Source organism: Siminovitchia thermophila, from assembly GCF_016909185.1.
In the GTDB taxonomy this organism is placed as follows: Bacteria; Bacillota; Bacilli; order Bacillales; family Bacillaceae_C; genus Siminovitchia; species Siminovitchia thermophila.
Genome location: NZ_JAFBFH010000015.1, coordinates 1 through 22,861 on the forward strand (window position 1 = coordinate 1; position 22,861 = coordinate 22,861).

The following is a 22,861-nucleotide window of genomic DNA, read 5'->3' on the forward strand; positions in this document are numbered from 1 at the left end:
GCGGATAGAGAAAAATACCCGCGGATAGAGAAAAATACCCGCGGATAGAGAAAAATACCCGCGGATAGAGAAAAATACCCGCGGATAGAGAAAAATACCCGCGGATAGAGAAAAACAACAAGTGTTATGTAAAGTCCATTCTATATGAGCGATTTTTATAAGTTCCTCTTGATGTCAAGCCCATGCTCTTCATCATTCTGTATGCCGTATCTGAATCCACATGCAGAAAATCGCGGCAATCCCTGTTGGTCAGTTCTCTTCCGATTAATAAAAACCATTCTCTGATCGCCTGTTCGTGCGCCTTAGGATCACGACGTCCGCATTTTTCACAGCGCCAACTTCTTTTGATTTTAACCATTCCAATCATTCCACAGTCAACACAGATTACACCGGTACGAATAGCGCTTCTGGAAATATTATACATTTCGCAGACGGGCCTAGGAATATGTTGAATGCGGCTGCTCAAAAGAGATTCTGTTAACCATTTGAAAGTTTTTTGATCAAGCATGGTTTTCTCACGGGGGAGACTTCGCAGGAATGAGGGAACTAAACTGGGGAATAGCACTCTCGTCTTTGTCGGGGCTTTTTCAACAATTTGCTTTGGATATGCTAAAACAACAACACGGTAAAGCGGTATTTGAATTCCGCGATCGCTAAGCCAGAGGCCAAGCAGTTCACTGTTGCGTTCAACTTGTGCAGCAGGGCTTTCAAATCCATCTACCTCGCCTGTTTCACGTGTTCGGATTAGTTGAGGAGGCTTCTCAATGAACTTCAAGCGTCCACTTATATTTTTCACTTCAAAAACAACAGCATAATAGGGGGTAAGAAACAAAGAGTCGATTTGAAAAAGGCTGCATGATTCCAAGGAGAGGTCGTGAATAATGTGGTGAGCAAACGAAAAAGTTTCGTTTCTAAGAACTTCGGCCAACTTTTCTTCTCCAGAGAGGCCAGCTTTCAAGATAACCGCTTTTGTGTCAAGCAAAGGATATACCTCATGGTCAGGATGCAACCGCTTTAGGGTAAAACGAATGCCTTTCAATAAAAGCGGTTCTTCCCTGTTTTGGACGATTATGGGTTTCCATCTCCATTCGCTAGTCCTTATCAGAATCGTACCATAATAAGAAAACGCGTACCACATGAAGTAGGAGCTTTACAAAAGTAAAAATCTGTCAGTTTAAATACTCGTAAAAGTTTATTCTTATTCTTCGTGGGAAGTTTACGCCGCCGATGCTTCAACGGCGAAAAAAGCCAGCCCTGCGGAACAATGGATATGGCTTCATTAGTGTAACGGCTTACATGAAAAAATAAATACTTTCAGTATAATAAAAGAAAAAGGTGGAGCTCTTGACAGTCATAGATGGGCAGCTCTATCAAAAAACGGGAGGAAACATGAATGGAGATAAAGAATATTGCACCAGAATTGGTATTTAACGAAAAAAAATTTACTCGGAAAAACCTTTTTCAAAAAGGAAAAAGCACGGTCTTTTTGCTGAACTTGTTGCCCGGCCAGTCTATTCCGCCCCACCCTCACCCCCAATCCAACGTATTTTTATCTGTTATTCAAGGGGAAGGTACATGTACAATCGACAAAAAAAGCTTCCCAATCACAACACATGATGTCATTCACTGTGAAGATCAAGAAATGCTGTCGATCGAAAATACGAGCAATGGTCCTCTTAGTGTATATGTTGTTATCGCGAAGGAGTAAGCATACCCCGTGCTGGACATAGGAGCAAAAACGCCTATAGGATAATGGATTCTCCTATTTATGCCATTATCAGTCTTGTCAACTACAAAACAATTATAATAGTACGTAAAATCTCACTCGATTGTTCATAACGGGAAACAAGTAAATGATCAAAATAGCAATGTAAAACAACGAACAGGGGCTTATCCCGTTATCAATTAGTATGAAACTTTTTTCCGCCCTTTTCGTATTAGAGAGTATGAAAGGGTGATGACCTATAGAACCTCTCTTGGCAATAGAAAACCTTGGTAAAACGTTTAAGCAAAATCGTGTTATCCAAAATATTTCCTTTGAGGTACATAAAGGTGAAATTATGGCGGTTTTGGGCCCTAATGGTGCGGGGAAATCTACGACGATCCGGAACATAATGGGCATTATGTATCCGGATGAGGGCACGGTCAAGTTTCGTGATTATCCAGCGGGAGAAATACCCCGGCATACGATCGGCTACCTTCCTGAAGAACGTGGCCTTTACAAAAATGTGAAGGTTATGGACATGATTTTATATTTAGCAGAATTGAAAGATTATCCGCTGAAAAGAGCGAGGGAACGGGCTTTGCAATATCTGGAAAAATTTGGGCTGCAAGGTAAAGAAAAAGTTCCTGTTGAAGAGTTGTCCAAAGGGATGGGGCAAAAAGTCCAGTTCATCGGATCGATTATTCATGAGCCTGACTTGCTTATACTGGATGAGCCGTTTTCTGGACTTGATCCCGTTAGCCAGGAAGTTTTTAAACAGGAAATTAAGGAGCAGGCAAGAAATGGTACGGCAATTCTCCTATCATCACACCAAATGAATATGGTTGAAGAGGTATGTGATCGGTTATTCATGATCCACCGCGGGCGAAAAGTCATATACGGGCCGATTGAAGATGTCAAAAATCAATACGCCAATTTCAAATGTACGATCCGCGGCCATAACGAACCTGCACGACTTGGCAGAATTCCTGACGTACAACGCGTTGAAACAAACGGGGACGTGTCTGTCTTGTATTTAACCCGAGATGTACATATCCCTGGCTGGATCAAACATCTTCCCGAAGAGCTCCATATACAAGAGCTGTCCATTGACCGAGTCTCTCTCCATGAAATTTTTATTGATATTGCAACCGATAATCATACTTTGTCAAGCAGTGGAGAAGGAGGCGGAGTCGGTGCGTAACAGCTGGAAAGTAGCTAAATGGGAAATTAAAAGAAATATGAAAAACAAATCATTTGTCATATCCTTGTTATTGACCCCACTTTTATTTGCGTTTTTCTTTTTTGTTCCTTCCTTATTTAACGATAATGATGGCGATGATGCGGCGGAAAATACGGTTAAAGTATACGTACACGATGAATTGAACGTATTTACTCAAATCAAGGAGGCGGCATCTGCGCAAGAACTTAACCATTGGCACCTGATAAAAACGGCAAAAGATGAAGAGACGATCAGAAAGCAAATTGCGAAATCGGATGAACAAGCCGTGTTCCTTCCTTTGACAGAACAAGCCATGGCTCAAGCGCATGTTCCCGTTTACATAAACGATCATGTGTATGAGGAGTTTATATACGAGGTATCCGTGATCGAAAATGTTCTTCGCCAACTGCAAATCGAAAAGCTTGACTTGACGGAGGAGCAAAAAACGGTTGTCTCGCAAGGGATCACATTAGAACCGGTCACTGAAAAGATATCGGCTGAAAAGACACCAGCCAATGAAAGTGGCGCGGACGCCGATCCGCTTAAACGAATTATACCGGGCATCTTCTCCGGCGTAATCTTGTTTTCCATTGTGATGACCGGCATGATGATTTTTACTTCAGCCTCTCAGGAGAAGAAGGAAAAGGTCGCGGAAATCATCTTATCCTCAGTAACACCAGGGGATTTAATGCAAGGAAAAATTATCGGTTATTTTGTGTTGGGGATTACACAAGTCACTGTGTGGATTGCCTTTGCCATCCCGCTCGTTATTTGGAAAATCGATATCCCTCTTTTTAAATATTTGCTCGTACCTGAACTGCCGCTTTTGTTATTTATCGCAGTGGCGGGCTACTTACTATTCGCAGCCATTTTTGTCGGTATTGGGGCTACGGTTGAAGATATGACGGCGACTAGCAATTTTCAGGGTATGGTCATGATGCTGCCATTTTTGCCGCTCATTTTTATCGGTCCCATTTTGAGCGATCCAAGTGGAACAATGGCTATGATCGGTTCGTTTATACCGTTTACAGCACCCGGTGTCTTGCTGATACGGTTATCACTATTGGAAACATGGCCCTGGATGGAAATTGTCCTTGCTCTCATCGTGCTTACCGCCAGCATTTGGCTCATGATGAAGCTGGCGGGAAAAGTTTTTAAAGTTGGCATTTTAATGTACGGAAAAAATGCAACACCGAAAGAAATTTGGAAATGGATACGAACATAAAAAATTGCTGCGGAAATACCTGTTATTGATGGCTGAATAGAGGAAGAGTTTTCGGTTATGAATAAAAAGACAGAAGAGACTGGGACATAAGCAAATACGAAATAGCAAAAACCGAACAATCCATTTAAAATTGTTCGGTTTATTTGTGTTAAAAAAATCCCTATCATCGCTACGTCAAAATATTTCGCTTTCCGCGGGCACGGCTTCAGCTTCCTCAGAAAGCAAAGATCGCTTTCCTGCGGGATCTTCAGCTCGAGCTATTCCCGCAGGAGTCTACATATTTTGACTACGCTAAAAGCTTGCGTATTATACACTAGGACAACTTATACCGTATGTAAGGTGCCGTAAGACTCCCACTTCAAGACCTGAGTTAATACAAAAGGAGTGGGAGCAAACGGCACCTAAATGCCCGATTCGTTCAACTAACATTCAGTAGGAGATGGAAGAAAACTCCTACTGAATGAAGTTTCACTTTATTGTTCTTTTTTTAATCAGCTGATTTTGTTGTGTCCCAGTCTCTTCTTTTACGTTGATATATCAGTTATAATAAAATATATCAAGCCTTCATTTAGGAGGGATTCCCACTTGAAAGTTATCGGAAATTTACTGCTTATCGCAGGGGTTGTGCTGTTGGCGGTTTTTGGTTACCAACTATTTCAGCACAATCAGTCACAAAAGGAATCTTTGGTTGAAGCAAAAGAGAGGATTCAAAACTCCCCGAAAGATACGGATCAAGCATTGAGAGACTTTAAAGCGAAGTACGGTGAAGCTTTTGCCACATTGGAGATACCTAAGCTGGGAAAAACGTTACCGGTAGTTGAAGGGACAGACCCTGACGCTTTGGAAAAAGGGGTGGGTCATTTATCCGAGTCCGTCTATCCTGGGCAAGGGGAACAAATCCTTTTATCAGGGCATCGTGATACTGTCTTTCGCAAGTTTGGGGAAATAGAAATTGGAGATCGGTTTGTTTTGACGATGCCATACGGCTCCTACACGTATGAAATCCGGGAAACGGAAATCGTTCCGGAAGATGACACGACCGTCATACGAGAAATGGGGGAAGAGGTGCTCGTCGTAACGACCTGTTATCCATTTAGCTACATAGGGGATGCGCCAGATCGGTTTGTGACATACGCTTATCCAGTTAAATGATGGGTCCTGTCCAGAAGCTGTACAACCTTGTTAAAGATTAAAAAGCTGGATTCACTAAGGAAAAATGTACGGTGGCATATTAAACAATATGTCACTTATTTTTATTGAATTGTGAGACGAAGGAATATTTTGGATAACATGTTTAAAACTCAAAATGATTAATCGCTAAAAGTAATGAACTACAAATATGCAGGTGTTTGTGTGCTCAGTGGTATCACAAATTCGGAATACCCAAAAGGCATGGGCCCCGATTCAATAGCGGGTCCATGCCTAATCTGGCGCCTAAAAAATAAATGGGCATTTCAAAATTGATTTGAGGCGTTCTGGTTATTTATTTTGATCCGCATAGACAGCCATGGCATCACGCATGAATTTTGCCAGTCCGTCGCCAAATTGGTCAATATTTTTTGTGAAGCGTGCATCGGCGACATACATTTCTCCCAAGCCCCTAAACGCTTCCAGCGAATAACTTCCCGCACTCCTGTTTAAAAAGGTAAACCATTCAGCGATCGCAGCCTGCGCCTCTTTTGATTCAGGCGAGCCGTCTTTCAAGTGCGCAAGCTTTCGGTAAATTTCATTCATCTCCTCGCCCATTTGCTTTCGCTCCTCTTCGGATATTTCAGCCAATTTTGCATTGGATTGATCGATTGCTTCGTCTCCCCATCGCCGGCGTGCTTCTTGTTCGTATGGATTTTGCCTGAAGTCAAAGCCTGCAAATTTCTCTTTATTGGACATTTCAATCTCTCCTTGTTCGTGTTTGATGGTCTTTTCGATCAAACCGATCATTTTGTCAAGGCGCTCCCGTTCTTCCAGCAAGCATTTTTTCTGAAGTTGAAGGGCTTCGCACTTGTCGAAGGAAGGACTATGGATGATTTCCTTTATTTTTTTCAAAGAAAAGCCGAGTTCTTTAAAAAACAAGATTTGTTGAAGCTTCCCCAGATCTTCATCGGAATATAGCCGATAACCGGCCGCCGTTTTTTGAGAAGGCGCCAATAAACCAATTGCATCGTAGTGATGAAGCGTTCGTACGCTGATTCCCGCTAGTTCTGCAACTTCTTTTACCTTCATTCCAAAAGAACCTCCCTTCAAACAGAATATAAAGGATCACGCAACGTGAGAGTCAATACTTTTTTTAAAAATTGTGTCCAGTTTAAAAGTGGGGGATCAACTGCCAGTAAAAGTCCGACTCGTCAGGTCGACAGGACATGAAAAAACTTCGGCAACGGTTGTTTTTTAAGGATGTCGACACCAGAGGCCTGCGCAGTACAGGACAGGATGTATGGTACCCAAGTGAAGCGACAGGACCAGGAAAAGCATTGATCGCATTGTCGGTTCGCGAAGACAGCAGGAAAAGCATTGATCGCATTGTCGGTTCGCGAAGAAAACAGGAAAAGCACCATCGCATCGTCGGTTCAGCGGTTGTTTTTTCGAGGATGACGCTGCCTGAGCTGATCTTAAGGCTCGGGGGGGAACGGAGGTTCTCAGCCACCATAGCTCTGGTTACCCCCGCTTCACTTTATCTATAAAAAGGAAGCCAAGCTTCATGAAGCCGTTCGATTCCTTCTTGTATTTCCTCGATCGACAACCCGCCAAATCCAAGGAGAATAAGTGGGGTTTCTTCTTTTTGCTTATACACCCAATTATTCGTTGTGCTGTAGACTTGGACACCGGATGTTTTAGCAATATGAACTAATTCATCAGCCGTTTTATCGCTGTTTATTTTTATGACAACGTGGAGTCCGGCATTTTGGCCTGTCACGTGTACGGAACCGTTCATCACATGGTGAATCGTTTGTAGCAGGATGTCGTGCTTTTTTTGGTAAATTTTTTTCATTCTGCGAAGATGGCGTTCCCACTCCCCGCTTTCCATGAATAATTGTAATGTTTTTTGGTGCAGTCTGGAAACAGTTTGGTCGTAGCCTTGATAACTGTGCTGATACAAGGTCAGCAACCGTTCGGGCAAAACGGCATAACTCATTCGAACGGCAGGCATCAGCGATTTGGAAAATGTCCCCACATAAACGACATTGCCGTTTACATCCAGACCTTGCAATGAAGGAATCGGTTTTCCATGGTAGCGAAATTCGCCATCATAGTCATCTTCAATAATTAAACCACCATTTTCCTCTGCCCATTTTAACAGCTTCATCCGCTTGGCAACCGGCATCACCATGCCGAGCGGAAACTGATGGGATGGTGTAATATACACAACTTTTGCGCCGCTTTTGTGTAATTCATCCACGTTTAGCCCATCTTCTTCCAGAGGTATCGGGATGACTTGAAAACCCAACAGTTGAAACACATGGCGCACGCCTTCATAACCCGGTTCTTCCATGGCTACTTTTTGTTCTTCATGTCCGATCAGATGGCATAACAATCTGGCAAGCGTTTGGGTACCGGCACCAAGCACAAGTTGATCGGCCAAACAATTTACCGCCCGCGATTGGCGGAGGTAACTGCTGATGGCAATCCGAAGTTCTAGTTCCCCTTGACGATCCCCATAAAAAAGGAGTTCTTTCGGATCGGAAAGCATCGTTTGATTGAGGGATGTTTTCCACTTTTGAAAAGGAAAATGATCAACATCGATATGGGACATATAAAAGTCATAAACAATCTCGGTTTCTTCAGAAGGGGAAGGAATCGGTTGTTCTGATGAACCGAATATGTGCCCGAAGGGCTGGCTCTCCATTTCCACAACGTAAAATCCGCTCCGTTCTTTACTTTCTATATAACCTTCTGCGAGGAGCTGTTGATAGGCCCATTGAATCGTTGTTTTGCTGATATGAAGATCGCCCGCAAGCTGTCGAATCGATGGCAGGCGTTTGAACGAAGGGATTCTTCCCGACCGTATTTCTTCTTTAAAATATTGATAAAGCTGGATATATAACGGCTTTTTTAGGTGCTTGTCCAATTTGGGGATGATATTCATGCTCATTCTCTCCCATCTGTACTGGTCAAATGATATGATTCTGTATCTTTTTTAGTAGTCAGTTGTCTTTATAATAAACGAAAGGATTAAATTTTTATATATATGGGAGGGATTTTACATGACTATTGAAGTGAGGCCGGCAGAACAAAAGGACAGAGAGCAAATGAATGTATTGATGTATGAGTATATTGTGGACTTTTATAAAAGGGAAAAGCCGCCTGTCAAAAAAGTGGACCATATTTTTGACTTATTGCTTCAAAAAGAAGAAGGGATTCAGTTTGTGGCTGATAGCGAGGGAGAATTGCTTGGATTTGCAACATTGTATTTTACATACAGTACAACGAAGGCAGATCGAATCACGGTTATGAATGACCTTTATGTCGTCGAGAAAGCCAGGGGCGAGGGTGTCGCGCAAAAGTTATTCAAAGCATGTGAACATTATTCGAAAAGCAATGGTTATGTCCATATGTCTTGGATAACAGCTACTGATAATGATCGTGCTAAGCGCTTTTATGAAAAAATGGGCGGTGTACGTGGCGACTGGATCAATTACACGATTTAATATATTCAAGCCTGTCGGTTTTTAAGGACAACGACAGGCTTTTTATCATGGTCTTCGGTCCCAAGGTTCAACCGTGCCCACGATGTGAAGGAGCTTGTCATGACAAATGGCTTCAATGACACCGCTTGCAATCTCCTCATGTGTCAACCATCTGGAATCGCCATTTTCGATGACAAAGCCCAGCTGGATTTGCCGGTATAGGCAGCCAACGGGAATTTCTACACTCTTGACCGCTTCTTCCAAATTTGTGCTGCTGCTGATGACATGATACAGCTTCCCGTTTTTCCCGCCCGCTTTTGAAGCTTCTTCAGCAATGATACCCAAAGCGTTTCTTCCTGTTGAGTGAATCCAGGCGATGATAAGTTGCGGTGGCCCGTTTTGTTTGATCGTACGTTGCATTTCTTTTCGCAGTCGATTTTCATCCGAGTAATCAATGAATAAAGGGGTGATCGAAAAAGGCGATGACGCTCTGGATATGAGTGTATTCATTCGATTCTCGTTTCGGGCAATCACCGAGACATGATAACGCTTTTCTGCCAGCCAAAGAGAAACCCCCGCCAGCATGCCTGTCCCGCCAACAACCAAAGCATGTTTCAATGGAATCACCTCCAAAAAATATTCCCAGAAATAAAAACATATGTTCCCATCCCGGAAAAAAATGTTATAATAAATATACAATAGTACAGGTTTCTCAAGGGCGGTCGGCACACGCTTCTCAGTGTTTATGAGGGGAGGTGGTGCCAATATGACAATATATGAATCCATATCAACAATGATTGCGTTTGCGGTGTTGGTTGTGGCGATTTTGTCAATAAAAAAAGACTAAAGCCGCCCTTGAGATGGCCCTCTCCGGCGGCTTTGACATAACTGCGCCGATCCCCAAGGGACCGTGCTATTGCGCTAATCGTTTCGGTGTTCGCAGCACCGGAACGATTTATATATATTTGTTTTCTTCTCTCATTATACCCCAATATTTCAGTTGTGAAAATACCTCATTGACTTGAAAGCCCAATTATTTGGGACTTTTTTCTTAATATGTCAAACGAAGAAGTAATCATGAGTGGATTAAGAATAGTGTCCACTCGGAAAGGCGGCCAGAACGAAAGATAACTTGCGCTCGGCTCCTTTTTATCTCGCATTTTTTCCACCCTAAAAGTTTAGATGGAAAAATCCCGATTTGTTACATAACACTGATCCCCGTTTTATTTATCATTAAATAAATTAAACAGTCCGCCGATTCCACCTTCATCACTGGAACCGCCTTTTGCCGGCATTGCGGCAAACACACGGCTCGCCAGCCTGCTGAACGGCAAAGATTGAATCCATACGGTACCCGGACCGCGCAATGTGGCGAAAAAGAGCCCCTCTCCGCCAAACAAGGCTGTTTTGATTCCGCGGACAAATTCCACATTATAATCGATTCCGCTCGTCATGGCCACAAGACAGCCTGTATCAATGCGAAGCACTTCACCCGGCTCCAACGTTTTTTGATGAATCGTGCCTCCGGCATGGACGAACGCCATTCCGTCTCCTTCCAGTTTCTGCATGATGAATCCTTCACCACCAAAAAACCCTGTCCCAATTTTTCTTTGAAATTCAATCCCGACCGCTACTCCTTTTGCGGCGGCTAAAAAAGCATCCTTTTGGCAAATCATTTTTCCTCCGTGCTCACTTAAGTCCATCGGAATGATTTTCCCCGGATACGGAGAAGCGAAAGAAACGTGCTTTTTACCGCTTCTACTGTTCGTAAACGTCGTCATAAACAGACTTTCTCCCGTAAGCACCCGTTTTCCGGCGCCGATCAATTTTCCCATAAGGCCGCCACTTTGATTCGACCCGTCTCCAAAAACGGTTTCCATGTCAATCCCATCATCCATCATCATGAGACTTCCGGCCTCTGCTATGACTGTTTCTCCTGGATCCAGTTCAACTTCTACAAATTGCATGTCATCTCCGTATATTTTGTAATCAATTTCATGGTTGTTCATGTATGTACACCATCCTTTTGAATTTAGTACGATTGAACGAATAATTTGGTTTCAACTTGTTTTAAAATATTACTTCGCTTTACATAGTACTATGTGCTACAATCCACCCTAAGGAGGATGTAAATGGGGAATAACATTCCGATCAAAGGCGATCTCATTCGCGGACATATCGACACGATGATTCTGAACATTTTATGGGAAGGCGACAGCTATGGATATGAAATGATCAAAACAATTTTCGAAAAAAGCGGCGGCAAATTCGAATTAAAAGAGCCTTCGCTTTATACGAGCTTAAAGAGACTGGAAAAACAAAAAATGATTGATGCCTATTGGGGAAATAAGAGCCAGGGCGGAAGGCGGAAATATTATCATATGACCAATTTAGGAAAGCAAGCCTATGTGCAAGCTGTTAATGAGTGGAGCGAGGCAAAAGAAGTGATAGATTTGCTCATCACAAGGAGGGGAGAAGTTCGTGAATGAATTAAAAGAGTATGTGGATTTTCCATTCAGTACATATAAAAACGGGCCATCCGTATCCGATTTAAAAGAGGAAATGTTGGGAAACTTAAAGGATAAGGCGGTCCATATGCAGCAACGGGGTTGGGATGAAAAAGAAGCGATTCAAGCAGCTAAAAATAGTATCGAAAGTGTGGATAACCTCATAGACGGAAATGTTTCTGTTCACTTGAACAGATTTTGCTTTCAGGCATTTCAATGGGCCTTTTTATATCTTACGATTGCCTGGATAGCAACCATTCCGATGGTAATGATCCATATGGGGTCCGTAGCACATGCTTTCCTGTTTCTCATCTGCCTTGCTATGGGAGCCGTTTATATGTTTTTCGCAAAAAAGCAACATCAACCAAAGGTGGGCCAAATCAATGTAAAGGCAATGCGGAAAGTTGAAAAGATCATTTGGATGTTGTGGGGACTGTATGTATGCGTAATATCAGGGTATATGGCGGCTGTAGAATTTGGCAGTAATATTTGGTTTTTAAGAGCGGCGGCTATTGACGGTCCTTATCAGTTTGGTCTGTTGATTTCCCAATTTGTGCTTCCGCTTTTTTCAATCATTGTTCCACTCACTTTCCGTACATGGGTAAAATTGGTTTTTTCTTCGAAAGTGAGGGTGGAAGATGAATAAACTTAGGACATGGATTCTCATATTATTTGGGGCGGGGTTGCTACTGTTCGGCATCGTGCAATTCTTCATTATTCCGAAACAAGATGCGGCCAAAGAACAATACGAGAAGGAACAGCAACATCCGCTCACCCATGACTTGGACTATATTCTCAGATGGAAAAATGATTATATGGGGAACGCCTCCAATACATCTCAATTGTTTCTTCATTTGCCGCTCAGTAAAGAAGTCAAAGATTTTGAGTTAAACTCGGATGAATTGGAAGCAATCATACATTATGGCAGCACAGTGGAAAATATTGGAGCGGAAAAAGTTCAGAAAAGCCTCATCTACAATTCAACCGCGGCATTCGCGCTGCTCGGCAACTTGGAAAAAGTTACATACCGCTTTCATGATCAAGCTTTTTCAATAGACAGAAAGACGGTTGAAGAGCATTACGGAGAGTTGGAGGAATTACTGAAGGACAAAGACAAATGGAACAAAGAGGTTCGGGATCCGTTGGCGAATATAAGTTATGTAAGGAAACGCTTTTCGCTGTTTTATTAGTGCCTTTCATTTGCGCTCTCCCACAATCCTTGCGACAATAACCCTATCATTTTAAAAAAAGGGGCCAAAAATGATCATATTTGAAAATGTCTCAAAGCTTTATTCAGAAAATCGTAAAGCAGTAGATGCATTGAATTTACACATTCATACAGGGGAGTTCTTTGTATTGATTGGCCCGAGCGGCTGTGGAAAAACGACTACGTTGAAAATGATCAATCGTTTGATTGAAGTGTCGCACGGTTCCATTTCCATCAATGGCAAGAATATTTATGACTACAACATCCATGAATTACGCTGGAATATCGGGTATGTTTTGCAGCAAATCGCCCTATTTCCCCATATGACAGTTGGGGAGAATATCGCGGTTGTACCCGAATTAAAAAAATGTGGGAAAGCCGAGGTTCAAAAACGTGTGGATGAATTGTTGGAAATGGTGGGGCTGGAACCGAAGGTTTATCGGGACAGAAAACCGAAAGAACTGTCAGGAGGTCAGCAGCAACGGATTGGTGTGGCTCGTGCCATGGCAGCCGATCCCGGTATTATTTTAATGGACGAACCATTCAGCGCGCTTGATCCAATCAGCCGGGAAAAACTCCAGGATGACATTCTTTATTTGCAAAAAACAATCAAAAAAACGATTGTTTTTGTTACGCATGACATGAAGGAAGCACTTAAAATCGCTGACCGCGTCTGTATGATGAAGGATGGAGCGGTAGTCCAAGTGGGGAAACCCGAGGACATTGTTCAAAATCCCGCTAGCGATTTTGTGCGTGACTTCGTCGGAGTGCATGGATCTGCTGAGGATGCGTTTCAGCTTGAGCGATTGATGACACCAACGTTGTCCGAAGAAAGAAGCTTGTCAGGTTCACCTGTTTCTGTTTCGGCTTCTCTCCAGGAAACTTTGTCAAAATTGGCCTGTCACGATCAGCTTTCAGTAGAAAGAAACGGTACAATCATAGGGCAGATTGACCGGAAGGCCGTCATTCGTTTCCTGGCTGAAAGGGGCGGCGTCCATGGGTGACTTTCTTAACGTATTTTCCAATCGTCGGGAAGACTTGTTGACTGCTTTGGTACAGCATATAGAATTATCGTTTATTGCCATCTTTTTTGCAGTGTTTATCGCCATTCCGATCGGCATCTTTTTGACAAGGAAAAAGAAAGCCGCGGAAGGAATCATTGGGGTGACTGCTGTTTTACAGACGATCCCATCACTTGCATTGCTTGGGCTTTTAATTCCTCTTTTCGGTATTGGGAAAGTTCCTGCCATCATTGCGCTTGTCGCTTATGCGCTGCTTCCCATTTTGCGAAATACGTATACCGGGATTAAGGAAGTGGATCCATCACTTATTGAAGCGGCCCGTGCGATGGGGATGAATGAACGCCAGCTTTTGCTCAAGGTAGAAATTCCGCTTGCAACACCGGTTATGATGGCGGGAATACGGACAGCGATGGTGCTCATCGTAGGAACGGCTACGCTTGCCGCCCTGATCGGCGCCGGGGGCTTGGGAGATATCATTTTGCTTGGAATTGACCGTAACAACACTTCTCTAATTGTGCTTGGTGCTGTTCCGGCAGCCTTATTGGCCATATTGTTCGATGTACTTCTCCGCAGGTTTGAGCAACTTTCTTTTAAAAAATCTGTTGCCGCCGTCGGATTGATTACGGCGATCGCCATTATGACACTTGCCGCACCATGGATTGCCGGCGGGAAAAAAGATCAAATTGTGATAGCGGGAAAGCTCGGCGCGGAGCCGGAAATATTAATCAACATGTACAAACAGCTCATCGAAAAAAATACCGATTTGCAAGTAGAACTAAAGCCGGGCCTTGGAAAAACATCGTTTTTATTTAATGCGTTGCAAAATGAAAGTATCGACATTTATCCGGAATTCACCGGGACAGCCATCTCCGAGCTTCTAAAAGAAACAGCCGCAAGTACTGACAGCCAAGAAGTATATGAGCAGGCAAGGAAGGGTCTTGATGAGCATGATCTTGTGTTGCTGAAACCTATGGCCTACAACAATACATACGCGCTAGCGGTGTCAAAGCCTTTTGCCGATCAGCACCAACTGGATAAAATATCAGATTTGCAGGCAGTCGCGGACGAAGTAAAGGCTGGTTTCACCCTTGAGTTTTCCGATCGGGAGGACGGATATAAAGGCATTCAGAAACGATACGGCCTCACTTTTTCCAACTTAACGACAATGGAGCCAAAACTTCGCTACAATGCTGTGCAAACAGGTGATATTAACCTTGTTGATGCCTACTCGACAGACAGTGAAATCGAGCAGTATCAGCTCGTAGTGCTGGAGGATGACCAACATCTATTCCCGCCGTATCAAGGGGCGCCGCTTATGAGGAAAGAAACAGCTGAGAAATATCCGGAAATCATAGAATCGCTTAACGAGTTGGCCGGAAAAATAACAGATGACGAAATGCGAAAAATGAACTATGAAGTGAATGTGAAAGGAAAGCCTCCCGCGGAGGTTGCCAAAGATTATTTAGAACGAGTGGGACTATAATGAACGATATGCTGATTGGTCTTTTTCATGAAGGTAGATAAATGTATTCAATATCACTCCTCCTTGCTAATCACCTGCAAGGAGGTTCTTTTTGTCAGCTTTTATGACATTCATATCGCTGAGGCGCATGTTATTTATGCGCCTTTGAAACAGTAAATGACGGGGAAGTCATAATTTCCTGCACGATCGGTTTCGGAAAAAGCTTATCTATCATTTTTCCACTTTATTTTAAGGTGATATTTCCTGAAGCAGTTTCTAAATTCATTTTATATTTTCCATTACCTGAAATACCAACTAGTCCTTTTTTGGTTTGTTCATGTTTGTTCAATGAAATATCAACCGATTGTCTTCCACTATTCGTCTTTAGGTCTAAGTCCAGGTCGGGATTTTGATCATTGAATTCCACTTCTATATGACCGCTAGTTGTAACGATATTCGTATCACTATGGAATTGCAGAAAATCAAGCTGAACATTCCCACTGCTTGCTTTTATTTCTAAGTCATTTATTTGCAATTTTTCACCTGAAACATTTCCGGATGAACCATCTAGTATGACGAGTCCTTTATAATCATTCGGAATATACACTTCAAACTTCGGCTTCTTTCCAATTTTGAAAAGACGTGTCATATCCCTTTCTACGTCAACGAATAATTTGTTGCCAGTATGATCCAAAGTCACTCCCGGGCCATTATCGTATAAAGTGATTCGAGCTTCAAGCTCTTGGGTATTACTAGAAAAAAATTTCATATCCGTACTTCCAAAATCTATATAAATCTGATCAATTTCATCTATAGGAGCTTTTTGAACTTGAGTGTCCTTCTCGGTGTTTGCACAGCCAGAAATCATAAATATCATTATGAAAATGGGAAATAAAATTGATTTCATCATCCTGAACCCTCCTTTCCAACTAGTATAAGAGATGACGTAAGGTCCTTCTCAACCATTTCAAACAAACAATTTGTCATAGTTGAAAGCGACCTCGCGTCATTTTGTATACTTATACTAGCTGTTCAATCTCTTAACTGGAGGTTTTCATTGTGAAAAAAGAAGATATCCTGATTTATGCATGTGTCATTATAGGTGCTGGTATTGGCTTGTCTTTTGATCATGCAATTCCCGGAGTTTTGATTGGCCTGGGAATTGGTTACTTATTAAAAACACTTTTCTTCAATCAGAAAAGTGAATAAGGATTCAATAAGTTGGTAATAGATCCATCATCAATGACAAGGTAGTCAGGAATATGTTGAAGGCATCATTACAATATTTCATGTTTTTGAAAAATGTGGAAAAGTCTCCTCCTCGCATTAACCAATGAGGAGGTTATTTTTGTTTTACACGAGAGTTCAGAATGATCCCAAGGATGCCTGTTGTAGCTTGCATCTTTTCTGAAATTCAATATGGGTGTTTATGGAAAGGACGGCATGAGTTCATTATGCGCCTGCTCATGATGGGGACTTTGCGGATTTTGTATAGTGCTCCTGCGTTGTAGGTGTAGTTTGCTTAAACTGTTTTTACATAAGATGTAAATTACTCGGGTAACGATATGTTCCTTAGGGGTATCTGTGAGACCCGGAATGGTGAGGAGGTTTTGGTTTGTTGGGTTAATAGCTCGTTCCATCAATGATATGTCAGGAGGTTCTCTAATGAATCATATAAAACTTGTAACCATTTATGGAAGTCCCACCCCTCCAGGGCGCTTGGCATCTGTTTTGAATGTAGCTGAAAAGTACGCAGTTGGACAAGGCGCACAAGTGAAACGGATAAGTCCTTCATTGGATGAAAGTGGAAAGTTTTTTTTCTGGAAGGAAGATTCCCTCCGTTTAATAGAGGAAGCGGATGCCATTTTAATTGCTTCTCCGGTGTTTCGGGGGTCCATACCCGCGATTCTCAAGGAGCTATTGGATCTTCTTTCTGTTCAGGCCCTTCGTTCTAAGCCGGTCGGATTATATGTTGTGGGCAATGCAGCTGAGCATTATTTGGGCGTGGAGCGGCATATCACTGATATTCTCACGTGGTTCGGCGCACTTTATGTACCGGCAACTTGCTATATCACTGCTCCGACTCTCAATGATGGCATTCCTGCAAATGTTATGAGTCAAATTGTACAGCTTGTGGACAGTACATTGATCCTGTCAAAAAGCCTCGGAGGCAAAATATTGGGACCGCCTCCGCTTTCTGAAGTTCATGGGCGTTGACGTTTCGCTATCTGTATTGTTACGTTTCGTTTTATGGGTAGTTTGTCCCGGGGAGTTTCAATAACATAAAAAATACCCCGAGACGGAATAAACAATGATAAATGATGAGGTGGTCAATAATGAGAAAAGTATTAACTTCCGATGAGTTATATGAAGCACGCCTTGCTAGTGGGGTACCGCTTTTTAATGATCAGAAAATGAAGCTTGGCGTATTTGGCAGTAACTGCAGTTATGGTGTCATGGCTTCGCTTGCTCCCTCCACATATGAAGTGACGTGGGATCATACCGTCAAAATTGCAAAACAGGCGGAAGATCTTGGATTCGAAGCAATGGTACCGATTGCGCGCTACAAAGGGATGGGCGGAGAGAGTAATTTTAACGGTGAAAACTACGAAACTCACACATGGGCTGCCGGATTGGCACAAGCGACAGAAAAAATAATGGTGTTCTCTACCATTCACGTACCTGCCAAACACCCTGTTGTTGCAGCAAAAGAATCAGTTACTGTGGATCATATTTCAGGCGGCAGATTTGGGTTGAACTTAACCATGGGCTGGTACGCTGCTGAGATGGGGATGTTCGGTGTAACACAACGGGAACATGATGAGCGTTATGCATATGGCTCTGAATGGACAGAGATTATGAAAAAACTTTGGACGGTAGACGGGGAGTTTGATTATAAAGGGAAATACTTCGACTTAAAACGGCTGGAAGCAGAGCCAAAGCCAATTCAAGAACCATATCCCGTACTTGTTAATGCGGGGAACTCACCTGCGGGACTAGAGTTTTGTGCCAAAGAGTGTGATTTTAACTTTATTGCTTTTGCGACAGCCGCGGAGGCAAAAGAAACGGCGGCGCGTGTTCGCGGTATTGCCCGTAATCATGGCAAGAATTTGGGAATTTTAAGTTATGGAAATATCATTAGCCGTGAAACAGAAAAGGAAACGCAAGAACTTTATAACCAAATCCTCGACATGGGTGACTGGGGTGTAGCGGAAAGTGTTTCCAAAGGATTAGGTTCGGAAAGTGGGTCATTCGAACAAATTAAGGCTATGCAAGAAAGGTTCATTACTGGCTATGGCGGATATCCATTAATCGGAACTCCGGAACAAGTTGTTGATCAACTCGTAAAAATTTCAGAGGCCGGTGTTGATGGCATGTTGCTCGGCTTCTTGGACTACCACGAAGATTTGAAATTCTTTGGCGATCACATTTTACCATTGATGAAACAAGCCGGGTTGCGATATTAATTTTAAATGAATGGGAAAGGGCTTACAAGAATTGCAAGCCCTTCCAAAAATTCCTTGGGAGTGATATGGATGACGAATAAAATGGGTACTTTACCGGTTAGGGCCAATTGGATTAATGGAGAATGGAGAAAATCTGCACAAATGAATGTTGCTACTTCGCCGGTAAATGGTGAAGTGCTGGGCCATTATTATGAGCCAAGTGAAGCAGATGTTCATGATGCTATACAAGCGGCCAAAAAAACTTTTGTCCATTCGGAATGGCGTCATAATCGTCATATGCGGGCAAAAGCATTAAATGACCTGGCAGATCAACTTGAAAAGCGCCGCGAGGAAATTGTTCAGCTTTTATCAAAAGAAAATGGCAAGGTTTTGGGCGAAGCGGAATTCGAGTTTAGCCTGACACCGCCAAAGCTTCGTTATTATGCCGCCTTGGCGTTGACGGATACAGGACAAGCAGCGCAAATTCAGCACGGCCTCCATTCAACATTAGTCAGTGAACCTATCGGCGTTGCCGGTATCATCGTACCGTGGAATTCGCCTGTCATTCTTTCCGTTCGTTCGTTTGCGCCGGCGCTTGCCGCGGGTTGTACTTGTGTGGTCAAAATGCCCGCCCAAACCGCTTTGGTGAACGGCCTGCTTGCGGAGATAATAGCCGACACGCCTTCAATCCCTAAAGGAGTGCTGAACATCTTAACGGAATCAGGCAATGTTGCTTCCAAAAAACTCGTTGAGGCGAAAGAAGTGGAAGTGATCAGTTATACGGGAAGTACACAAGTGGGGCGCAATATAATGGAAGGTTGTGCCAAACGATTAAAGCGAATGTCGTTGGAATTAGGTGGAAAAACACCGATGATCGTTTTTGATGATGCCAACTTAGATGCAGTTATTCCAACTATTGTAGCGGGGATCACAACATTTACTGGTCAGTTCTGTATGACTGGAAGCAGAATCCTCGTTCAAAGCGGCATTGCCGGTGAAGTCCGTAAACGGCTGGCAGAAGTTTTATCAGCCGTTCAAGTAGGTCCCGGAGACGATCCAAGCAGTCAGATGGGTCCTCTGATCGATGCGGCCAATGCAGCTCGTGTCGACCAAAAAGTGGAAGAAATGATTGCCGACGGCGCGGAAGTCATTGTCAGGGGAGGCCGGGGGCAAACAGAGGGATCGGATGTTTCTGAACATGATGCTTACTATCGTCCAACTTTACTTGCGACCCAAGATGTGAATTCTCCGCTCATTCAGGAGGAAATATTTGGCCCAGTGGCCAGCTTTGAGATTTTTGAAAGCGAAGAAGAAGCGATTGAAAGAGCCAATGCCACTGACTATGGCTTATCGGCATCCATTTGGACAGCGAATCGCGATCGTTCACTGCGCATGCCGGGTAAAATAGAGGCGGGTACTGTATGGGTCAATGCTTGGGCGGTTGTATTTGATCAATTTGAAGAAGGCGGGTTCAAACAAAGTGGGTTTGGCCGCTTAAACGGAAGGACTGCACTCGCAGAGTTTCAAGAATATAAGCATGTCGTCCAGGCGGGAAACTAAGGGTTTTCTGCATGTCATTTGAGATTTACAGTCTTCAGCAATGTGGACAAGCCAGACAATGCCAAAAAAATAACTATGTTGGGCAGCTTATTTTTGGCTGCCTAGTTGGACTTCATGATTTTGATCATGTTTACGGACGGGCTGTGGATCGATGTATCATTGTACCGGCCTAATTGTATTTGATCATGTGCCTATTTGAAGGAGGTCATTCGATGTATTGTAACAGCAAAGTCATTCATTTTACAGATCATTCCTTCCAAACATATTGCAAAGAACATTTTGGCATAAACCGCGGTGTCTATAACACAATTGAAAGTTGGTTTTACACAAAAGGCATGACGAAAATTACTAGGCGCCGGCATGCAATATTGGCTTTTTTGGAATTCATGGCGGCGGATTTCCGTCATCAGGCACAAACTAGAATCAGGTTCGGGAGCGGAAGATTAGCCATGAAGTTAAATGAATATTGGTGTGAAGGTGAATTCGCAGGAAAGGATGTGGTCATTTGTGATTAAAACATATAAAGAAATCATGTGCAGTTATCCAACGGGCGTTTCTATCGTAACAACGATGGACCAAGATAAGCCGGTAGGATTGACGGTTAATTCATTTGCTTCCGTTTCACTGGAACCGTTGCTAGTTTCGTGGTGTATTGATAAAAAATCAAGCAGTCTCCAAGCGTTCCATAAATCTGATACATTTGCAGTAAATATTTTATCGGAACATCAAAAAGCAGAATGCTTTATATTTGCCGACAGCAAAGAGAGTGATCGCTTTTCCAAAACATCATGGGAACGATCAGCGAATCAGCTTCCCATCTTGAAAGATGTGTTTGCCGTTTTGGAATGTAAAAAAGTACAAGAAATCGAAGCCGGGGATCATATCGTTTTAATAGGAAAAGTGATTGATTTACACAAAACCGATCATAAACCGATGCTTTATTACCAAAGAAATGTAAGCGTTGTTCCTGAATAATACGTCATTGCGTCCAACGGAGATGCACCGAACCTGCCAATAAGTTCCAATAGGAAAAAAATAGTTGGATTTCATGTTAAGAAATAATATAATAAACATCATTAAAAAATGATGAAAGCCCTTTCTGAGTAGCTAATTTTCAATTTCCTGAATTTTTAGAATAAAACTTCCCGAATCCCCTTTATTACATTCTTTCATTGAGGAGGATTGGCATGCAATTATTACATGGAAACGAACCGTTAAGTAATTTCAACCTGCTTCAATCAAATGATGTAGATTTCTCGCAATCTTTGGTTTCAGAAGTATATTGCGAACATTCACTGGTTCCGGTGCATGGTACAAAAGTAGACGCGAAGTTGAATGCCGTAGAAGGGACAAAATTTACTTTTGGATACTTGACATACGGAGTGGACGCAAAAATTGTTTTACCGCCGCTGCCACCGTGCTACCATGTGAACATTACATTGGCAGGTAATAGTTGCGTGAGACGAAATGGCAAAACAGCGTATACCGAAGGTATGAAAAGTGGGGCAGTATTGCTTCCAGACGAAAAGGCCAGTGTGTTATGGACAAAAGATGCAAAGCAATATGCCTTGAAATTCCTGAGGGGGAAACTGGAAAATCATTTATCCGCACTTATCAATGAAAGAGTCGATGGACCGATAGATTTTGATCTGACCTTTGACCTGCAAAATACTGCGGGAAGGAGTTTGCTCCGAGCCTGCATCCTTCTCCAGGCAGAATGGGAGGAACAAAGCACATTAATATTGTCGCCTGTCGCGCGGCGTCATATTGAATCACTCGTCATGACAAACTTTCTGTTGGCTGCCAAAAGCTCATATACTGAAAAAATTTACGGAATTCACCATCAAAACGAAAGTCCCAGCAAAATGCTTGTTCAAAAAGTAAAAGATTATATAGAAGAAAATGTACACGAACTGCCGGGATTGGCAGAACTGACCACGTATGCGGGAGTAAGTGCGCGCTCCTTGCAAAACGGCTTTAAGCAACATGCCGGGACTAGCCCAATGGGGTATGTTCGAAATATTCGCATGCACCGTGCTCACGAACAGCTTGAAAATGCTTTTTATATGGGTGAAACTGTAACGGATATCGCCATGCGCTGGGGATTTTACAATGTCGGACGATTTTCTCAAATGTACAAGGCGATGTACGGCCAAAGTCCAAGGGAAACAATTATGAAGGCCGAAAAGAACTAAATATATTTTCCAAAGTAATTGCATGACTGCAACTCAAATGAGGAGTGCGTGGATTCAAATAAAGCCGATACATTATGTATTAGTCGCACTCTATATGAAGGAGTTGAAAGTCTAATAGAGAGGCGCGGGGCTGTCTAAATTAAAGGAGTTAAAACTTACAACCCAAGAATGTTGATTTTACAGCATTCTTGGGTTTGTTTTTTAAATTTACAAGCTGAAATATTATTTTTCGGACACCTCCCTTGCATCATATGATATTTAAAACAATGAAAAACCAGAGATTTGAAGTAGCAAAAACAGATTTGATAAGAGATTGAGGACGAGTAAGGAACTATTTTTTTGAAAAAGAAGAATCTATGAAAAAAAATCCTCAAAATCTCCGTCAATATTCCTAAAAATAAACCCCGGTATTCTTTTTTCTGCACAAATGAAAAAACGCTCAACCCCTTGAAGGGCAAGCGTTTTGATGAATCGGGATGACAGGATTTGAACCTGCGACTCCTAGCACCCCATGCTAGTGCTCTACCAAGCTGAGCTACATCCCGGGAAAAGCGACATTTTCATTATACGAAAAATAGACATAAAAAACAATGATAATGGGACATTTCTTTTCCGCTGAGATTTTTAGGAGGCGGGTGGGCGGCTCATGGATTCTGAAATACATTTGAAACAATGATGTGCCATCGCACCC

The 22,861-nt window shown here is 42.7% G+C and carries 25 protein-coding genes and 1 tRNA gene; 19 read left to right on the top strand and 7 right to left on the bottom strand.

Annotation, left to right across the window (positions count from 1 at the left end; all coding sequences use genetic code 11):
- Positions 1–124: 124 nt before the first annotated feature.
- Positions 125–982 carry a nuclease-related domain-containing protein gene (locus JOC94_RS11585; protein WP_236017073.1) on the bottom strand — a complete coding sequence of 286 codons (858 nt, stop codon included), beginning with the start codon at positions 980–982 and terminating at the stop codon, positions 125–127.
- 411 nt (positions 983–1,393) lie between these two features.
- Between JOC94_RS11585 and JOC94_RS11590 the strand changes: the two genes are divergently transcribed.
- From JOC94_RS11590 to JOC94_RS11605, 4 genes are all read left to right on the top strand, one after another.
- A complete protein-coding gene (locus tag JOC94_RS11590; protein WP_077113859.1) occupies positions 1,394–1,708 on the top strand; it encodes a cupin domain-containing protein in 315 nt (104 codons plus the stop codon).
- Between the two features lie 256 nt (positions 1,709–1,964).
- Positions 1,965–2,906 (top strand): ABC transporter ATP-binding protein, encoded by a 942-nt coding sequence (locus JOC94_RS11595; protein ID WP_077113858.1) that lies wholly within the window; start codon positions 1,965–1,967, stop codon positions 2,904–2,906.
- Positions 2,899–4,149 (top strand): ABC transporter permease, encoded by a 1,251-nt coding sequence (locus JOC94_RS11600; protein WP_077113857.1) that lies wholly within the window; start codon positions 2,899–2,901, stop codon positions 4,147–4,149. The genes JOC94_RS11595 and JOC94_RS11600 overlap by 8 nt, the downstream gene beginning before the upstream one ends.
- A gap of 585 nt (positions 4,150–4,734) precedes the next feature.
- Positions 4,735–5,301: a class D sortase gene (locus JOC94_RS11605; protein WP_077113856.1), complete on the top strand. Its 567-nt coding sequence runs from the start codon at positions 4,735–4,737 to the stop codon at positions 5,299–5,301.
- Positions 5,302–5,628: 327 nt separating this feature from the next.
- Here the strand turns inward: JOC94_RS11605 and JOC94_RS11610 are convergent, their stop codons facing one another.
- A complete protein-coding gene (locus tag JOC94_RS11610; RefSeq protein WP_077113855.1) occupies positions 5,629–6,369 on the bottom strand; it encodes a MerR family transcriptional regulator in 741 nt (246 codons plus the stop codon).
- A gap of 137 nt (positions 6,370–6,506) precedes the next feature.
- Here JOC94_RS11610 and JOC94_RS11615 point away from each other — a divergent pair, with 137 nt between their 5' ends.
- Complete coding sequence (locus JOC94_RS11615) at positions 6,507–6,827, top strand: hypothetical protein (protein ID WP_077113854.1); 321 nt, start codon at positions 6,507–6,509, stop codon at positions 6,825–6,827.
- Here the strand turns inward: JOC94_RS11615 and pdxR are convergent.
- Complete coding sequence (gene pdxR / locus JOC94_RS11620; RefSeq protein ID WP_077113853.1) at positions 6,818–8,230, bottom strand: MocR-like pyridoxine biosynthesis transcription factor PdxR; 1,413 nt, start codon at positions 8,228–8,230, stop codon at positions 6,818–6,820. The two genes, JOC94_RS11615 and pdxR, sit on opposite strands and share 10 nt — an antisense overlap.
- A gap of 118 nt (positions 8,231–8,348) precedes the next feature.
- Here pdxR and JOC94_RS11625 point away from each other — a divergent pair, with 118 nt between their 5' ends.
- The gene (locus tag JOC94_RS11625) at positions 8,349–8,792 is read left to right on the top strand and encodes a GNAT family N-acetyltransferase (RefSeq protein ID WP_077113852.1); all 444 of its coding nucleotides are present in this window, start codon (positions 8,349–8,351) and stop codon (positions 8,790–8,792) included.
- 45 nt (positions 8,793–8,837) lie between these two features.
- Here the strand turns inward: JOC94_RS11625 and JOC94_RS11630 are convergent, their stop codons facing one another.
- Positions 8,838–9,398: a short-chain dehydrogenase gene (locus tag JOC94_RS11630; RefSeq protein WP_321189700.1), complete on the bottom strand. Its 561-nt coding sequence runs from the start codon at positions 9,396–9,398 to the stop codon at positions 8,838–8,840.
- A gap of 139 nt (positions 9,399–9,537) precedes the next feature.
- On the opposite strand from JOC94_RS11630, the gene JOC94_RS23545 reads away from it, so the two are divergent.
- Positions 9,538–9,618, top strand: a complete 81-nt coding sequence (locus tag JOC94_RS23545; protein WP_408021918.1) for a putative holin-like toxin — start codon at positions 9,538–9,540, stop codon at positions 9,616–9,618.
- A gap of 376 nt (positions 9,619–9,994) precedes the next feature.
- Here the strand turns inward: JOC94_RS23545 and JOC94_RS11635 are convergent, their stop codons facing one another.
- Positions 9,995–10,780 carry a TIGR00266 family protein gene (locus tag JOC94_RS11635; protein ID WP_077113850.1) on the bottom strand — a complete coding sequence of 262 codons (786 nt, stop codon included), beginning with the start codon at positions 10,778–10,780 and terminating at the stop codon, positions 9,995–9,997.
- Between the two features lie 123 nt (positions 10,781–10,903).
- Between JOC94_RS11635 and JOC94_RS11640 the strand changes: the two genes are divergently transcribed.
- The 5 genes from JOC94_RS11640 (at position 10,904) to opuFB (ending at position 14,990) form a co-directional block, all read left to right on the top strand.
- A complete protein-coding gene (locus tag JOC94_RS11640) occupies positions 10,904–11,260 on the top strand; it encodes a PadR family transcriptional regulator (protein WP_077113849.1) in 357 nt (118 codons plus the stop codon).
- Positions 11,253–11,924 (top strand): hypothetical protein, encoded by a 672-nt coding sequence (locus JOC94_RS11645; RefSeq protein WP_077113848.1) that lies wholly within the window; start codon positions 11,253–11,255, stop codon positions 11,922–11,924. Before JOC94_RS11640 ends, JOC94_RS11645 begins: the two co-directional genes overlap by 8 nt.
- Positions 11,917–12,468, top strand: a complete 552-nt coding sequence (locus tag JOC94_RS11650) for a DUF4825 domain-containing protein (RefSeq protein ID WP_077113847.1) — start codon at positions 11,917–11,919, stop codon at positions 12,466–12,468. The genes JOC94_RS11645 and JOC94_RS11650 overlap by 8 nt, the downstream gene beginning before the upstream one ends.
- A gap of 70 nt (positions 12,469–12,538) precedes the next feature.
- Positions 12,539–13,489 (top strand): ABC transporter ATP-binding protein, encoded by a 951-nt coding sequence (locus JOC94_RS11655; protein WP_077113846.1) that lies wholly within the window; start codon positions 12,539–12,541, stop codon positions 13,487–13,489.
- Positions 13,482–14,990 carry an osmoprotectant update ABC transporter permease/substrate-binding subunit OpuFB gene (gene opuFB / locus JOC94_RS11660; RefSeq protein WP_077113845.1) on the top strand — a complete coding sequence of 503 codons (1,509 nt, stop codon included), beginning with the start codon at positions 13,482–13,484 and terminating at the stop codon, positions 14,988–14,990. The genes JOC94_RS11655 and opuFB overlap by 8 nt, the downstream gene beginning before the upstream one ends.
- Before the next feature lie 223 nt (positions 14,991–15,213).
- Here opuFB and JOC94_RS11665 read toward each other — a convergent pair whose 3' ends face one another.
- Positions 15,214–15,879, bottom strand: coding sequence for a DUF4097 family beta strand repeat-containing protein (locus JOC94_RS11665; RefSeq protein ID WP_083717721.1), 666 nt, complete (start codon positions 15,877–15,879; stop codon positions 15,214–15,216).
- Positions 15,880–16,028: 149 nt separating this feature from the next.
- Between JOC94_RS11665 and JOC94_RS11670 the strand changes: the two genes are divergently transcribed.
- The 7 genes from JOC94_RS11670 (at position 16,029) to JOC94_RS11700 (ending at position 22,170) form a co-directional block, all read left to right on the top strand.
- Positions 16,029–16,178, top strand: a complete 150-nt coding sequence (locus JOC94_RS11670) for a hypothetical protein (RefSeq protein WP_171974032.1) — start codon at positions 16,029–16,031, stop codon at positions 16,176–16,178.
- 456 nt (positions 16,179–16,634) lie between these two features.
- Positions 16,635–17,186 (top strand): NADPH-dependent FMN reductase, encoded by a 552-nt coding sequence (locus JOC94_RS11675; protein ID WP_205179404.1) that lies wholly within the window; start codon positions 16,635–16,637, stop codon positions 17,184–17,186.
- 119 nt (positions 17,187–17,305) lie between these two features.
- Positions 17,306–18,436 carry an LLM class flavin-dependent oxidoreductase gene (locus JOC94_RS11680; protein ID WP_077113843.1) on the top strand — a complete coding sequence of 377 codons (1,131 nt, stop codon included), beginning with the start codon at positions 17,306–17,308 and terminating at the stop codon, positions 18,434–18,436.
- Positions 18,437–18,505: 69 nt separating this feature from the next.
- Entirely contained in the window at positions 18,506–19,975 is a 1,470-nt protein-coding gene (locus JOC94_RS11685; protein ID WP_077113842.1) for an aldehyde dehydrogenase family protein, read from the top strand.
- A gap of 212 nt (positions 19,976–20,187) precedes the next feature.
- Positions 20,188–20,490 (top strand): hypothetical protein, encoded by a 303-nt coding sequence (locus tag JOC94_RS11690; protein ID WP_077113841.1) that lies wholly within the window; start codon positions 20,188–20,190, stop codon positions 20,488–20,490.
- A complete protein-coding gene (locus JOC94_RS11695) occupies positions 20,483–20,950 on the top strand; it encodes a flavin reductase family protein (protein WP_253191944.1) in 468 nt (155 codons plus the stop codon). The genes JOC94_RS11690 and JOC94_RS11695 overlap by 8 nt, the downstream gene beginning before the upstream one ends.
- Positions 20,951–21,162: 212 nt before the next feature.
- Positions 21,163–22,170, top strand: coding sequence for an AraC family transcriptional regulator (locus JOC94_RS11700; protein ID WP_077113839.1), 1,008 nt, complete (start codon positions 21,163–21,165; stop codon positions 22,168–22,170).
- A gap of 471 nt (positions 22,171–22,641) precedes the next feature.
- On the opposite strand, the gene JOC94_RS11705 is transcribed toward JOC94_RS11700, so the two are convergent.
- Positions 22,642–22,715, bottom strand: a tRNA-Pro gene (locus tag JOC94_RS11705).
- Between the last annotated feature and the right edge of the window lie 146 nt (positions 22,716–22,861).

Bases quoted from the DNA above. Each gene is read 5' to 3' on its own strand.
- JOC94_RS11665 (WP_083717721.1), bottom strand. From the start codon at position 15,879: ATGATGAAATCAATTTTATTTCCCATTTTCATAATGATATTTATGATT.
- JOC94_RS11690 (WP_077113841.1), top strand. From the start codon at position 20,188: ATGTATTGTAACAGCAAAGTCATTCATTTTACAGATCATTCCTTCCAA.
- JOC94_RS11675 (WP_205179404.1), top strand. From the start codon at position 16,635: ATGAATCATATAAAACTTGTAACCATTTATGGAAGTCCCACCCCTCCA.
- JOC94_RS11640 (WP_077113849.1), top strand. From the start codon at position 10,904: ATGGGGAATAACATTCCGATCAAAGGCGATCTCATTCGCGGACATATC.
- JOC94_RS11650 (WP_077113847.1), top strand. From the start codon at position 11,917: ATGAATAAACTTAGGACATGGATTCTCATATTATTTGGGGCGGGGTTG.
- JOC94_RS23545 (WP_408021918.1), top strand. From the start codon at position 9,538: ATGACAATATATGAATCCATATCAACAATGATTGCGTTTGCGGTGTTG.
- pdxR (WP_077113853.1), bottom strand. From the start codon at position 8,230: ATGAATATCATCCCCAAATTGGACAAGCACCTAAAAAAGCCGTTATAT.
- opuFB (WP_077113845.1), top strand. From the start codon at position 13,482: ATGGGTGACTTTCTTAACGTATTTTCCAATCGTCGGGAAGACTTGTTG.
- JOC94_RS11625 (WP_077113852.1), top strand. From the start codon at position 8,349: ATGACTATTGAAGTGAGGCCGGCAGAACAAAAGGACAGAGAGCAAATG.
- JOC94_RS11615 (WP_077113854.1), top strand. From the start codon at position 6,507: ATGAAAAAACTTCGGCAACGGTTGTTTTTTAAGGATGTCGACACCAGA.
- JOC94_RS11685 (WP_077113842.1), top strand. From the start codon at position 18,506: ATGACGAATAAAATGGGTACTTTACCGGTTAGGGCCAATTGGATTAAT.
- JOC94_RS11635 (WP_077113850.1), bottom strand. From the start codon at position 10,780: ATGAACAACCATGAAATTGATTACAAAATATACGGAGATGACATGCAA.
- JOC94_RS11610 (WP_077113855.1), bottom strand. From the start codon at position 6,369: ATGAAGGTAAAAGAAGTTGCAGAACTAGCGGGAATCAGCGTACGAACG.
- JOC94_RS11680 (WP_077113843.1), top strand. From the start codon at position 17,306: ATGAGAAAAGTATTAACTTCCGATGAGTTATATGAAGCACGCCTTGCT.
- JOC94_RS11700 (WP_077113839.1), top strand. From the start codon at position 21,163: ATGCAATTATTACATGGAAACGAACCGTTAAGTAATTTCAACCTGCTT.
- JOC94_RS11590 (WP_077113859.1), top strand. From the start codon at position 1,394: ATGGAGATAAAGAATATTGCACCAGAATTGGTATTTAACGAAAAAAAA.
- JOC94_RS11655 (WP_077113846.1), top strand. From the start codon at position 12,539: ATGATCATATTTGAAAATGTCTCAAAGCTTTATTCAGAAAATCGTAAA.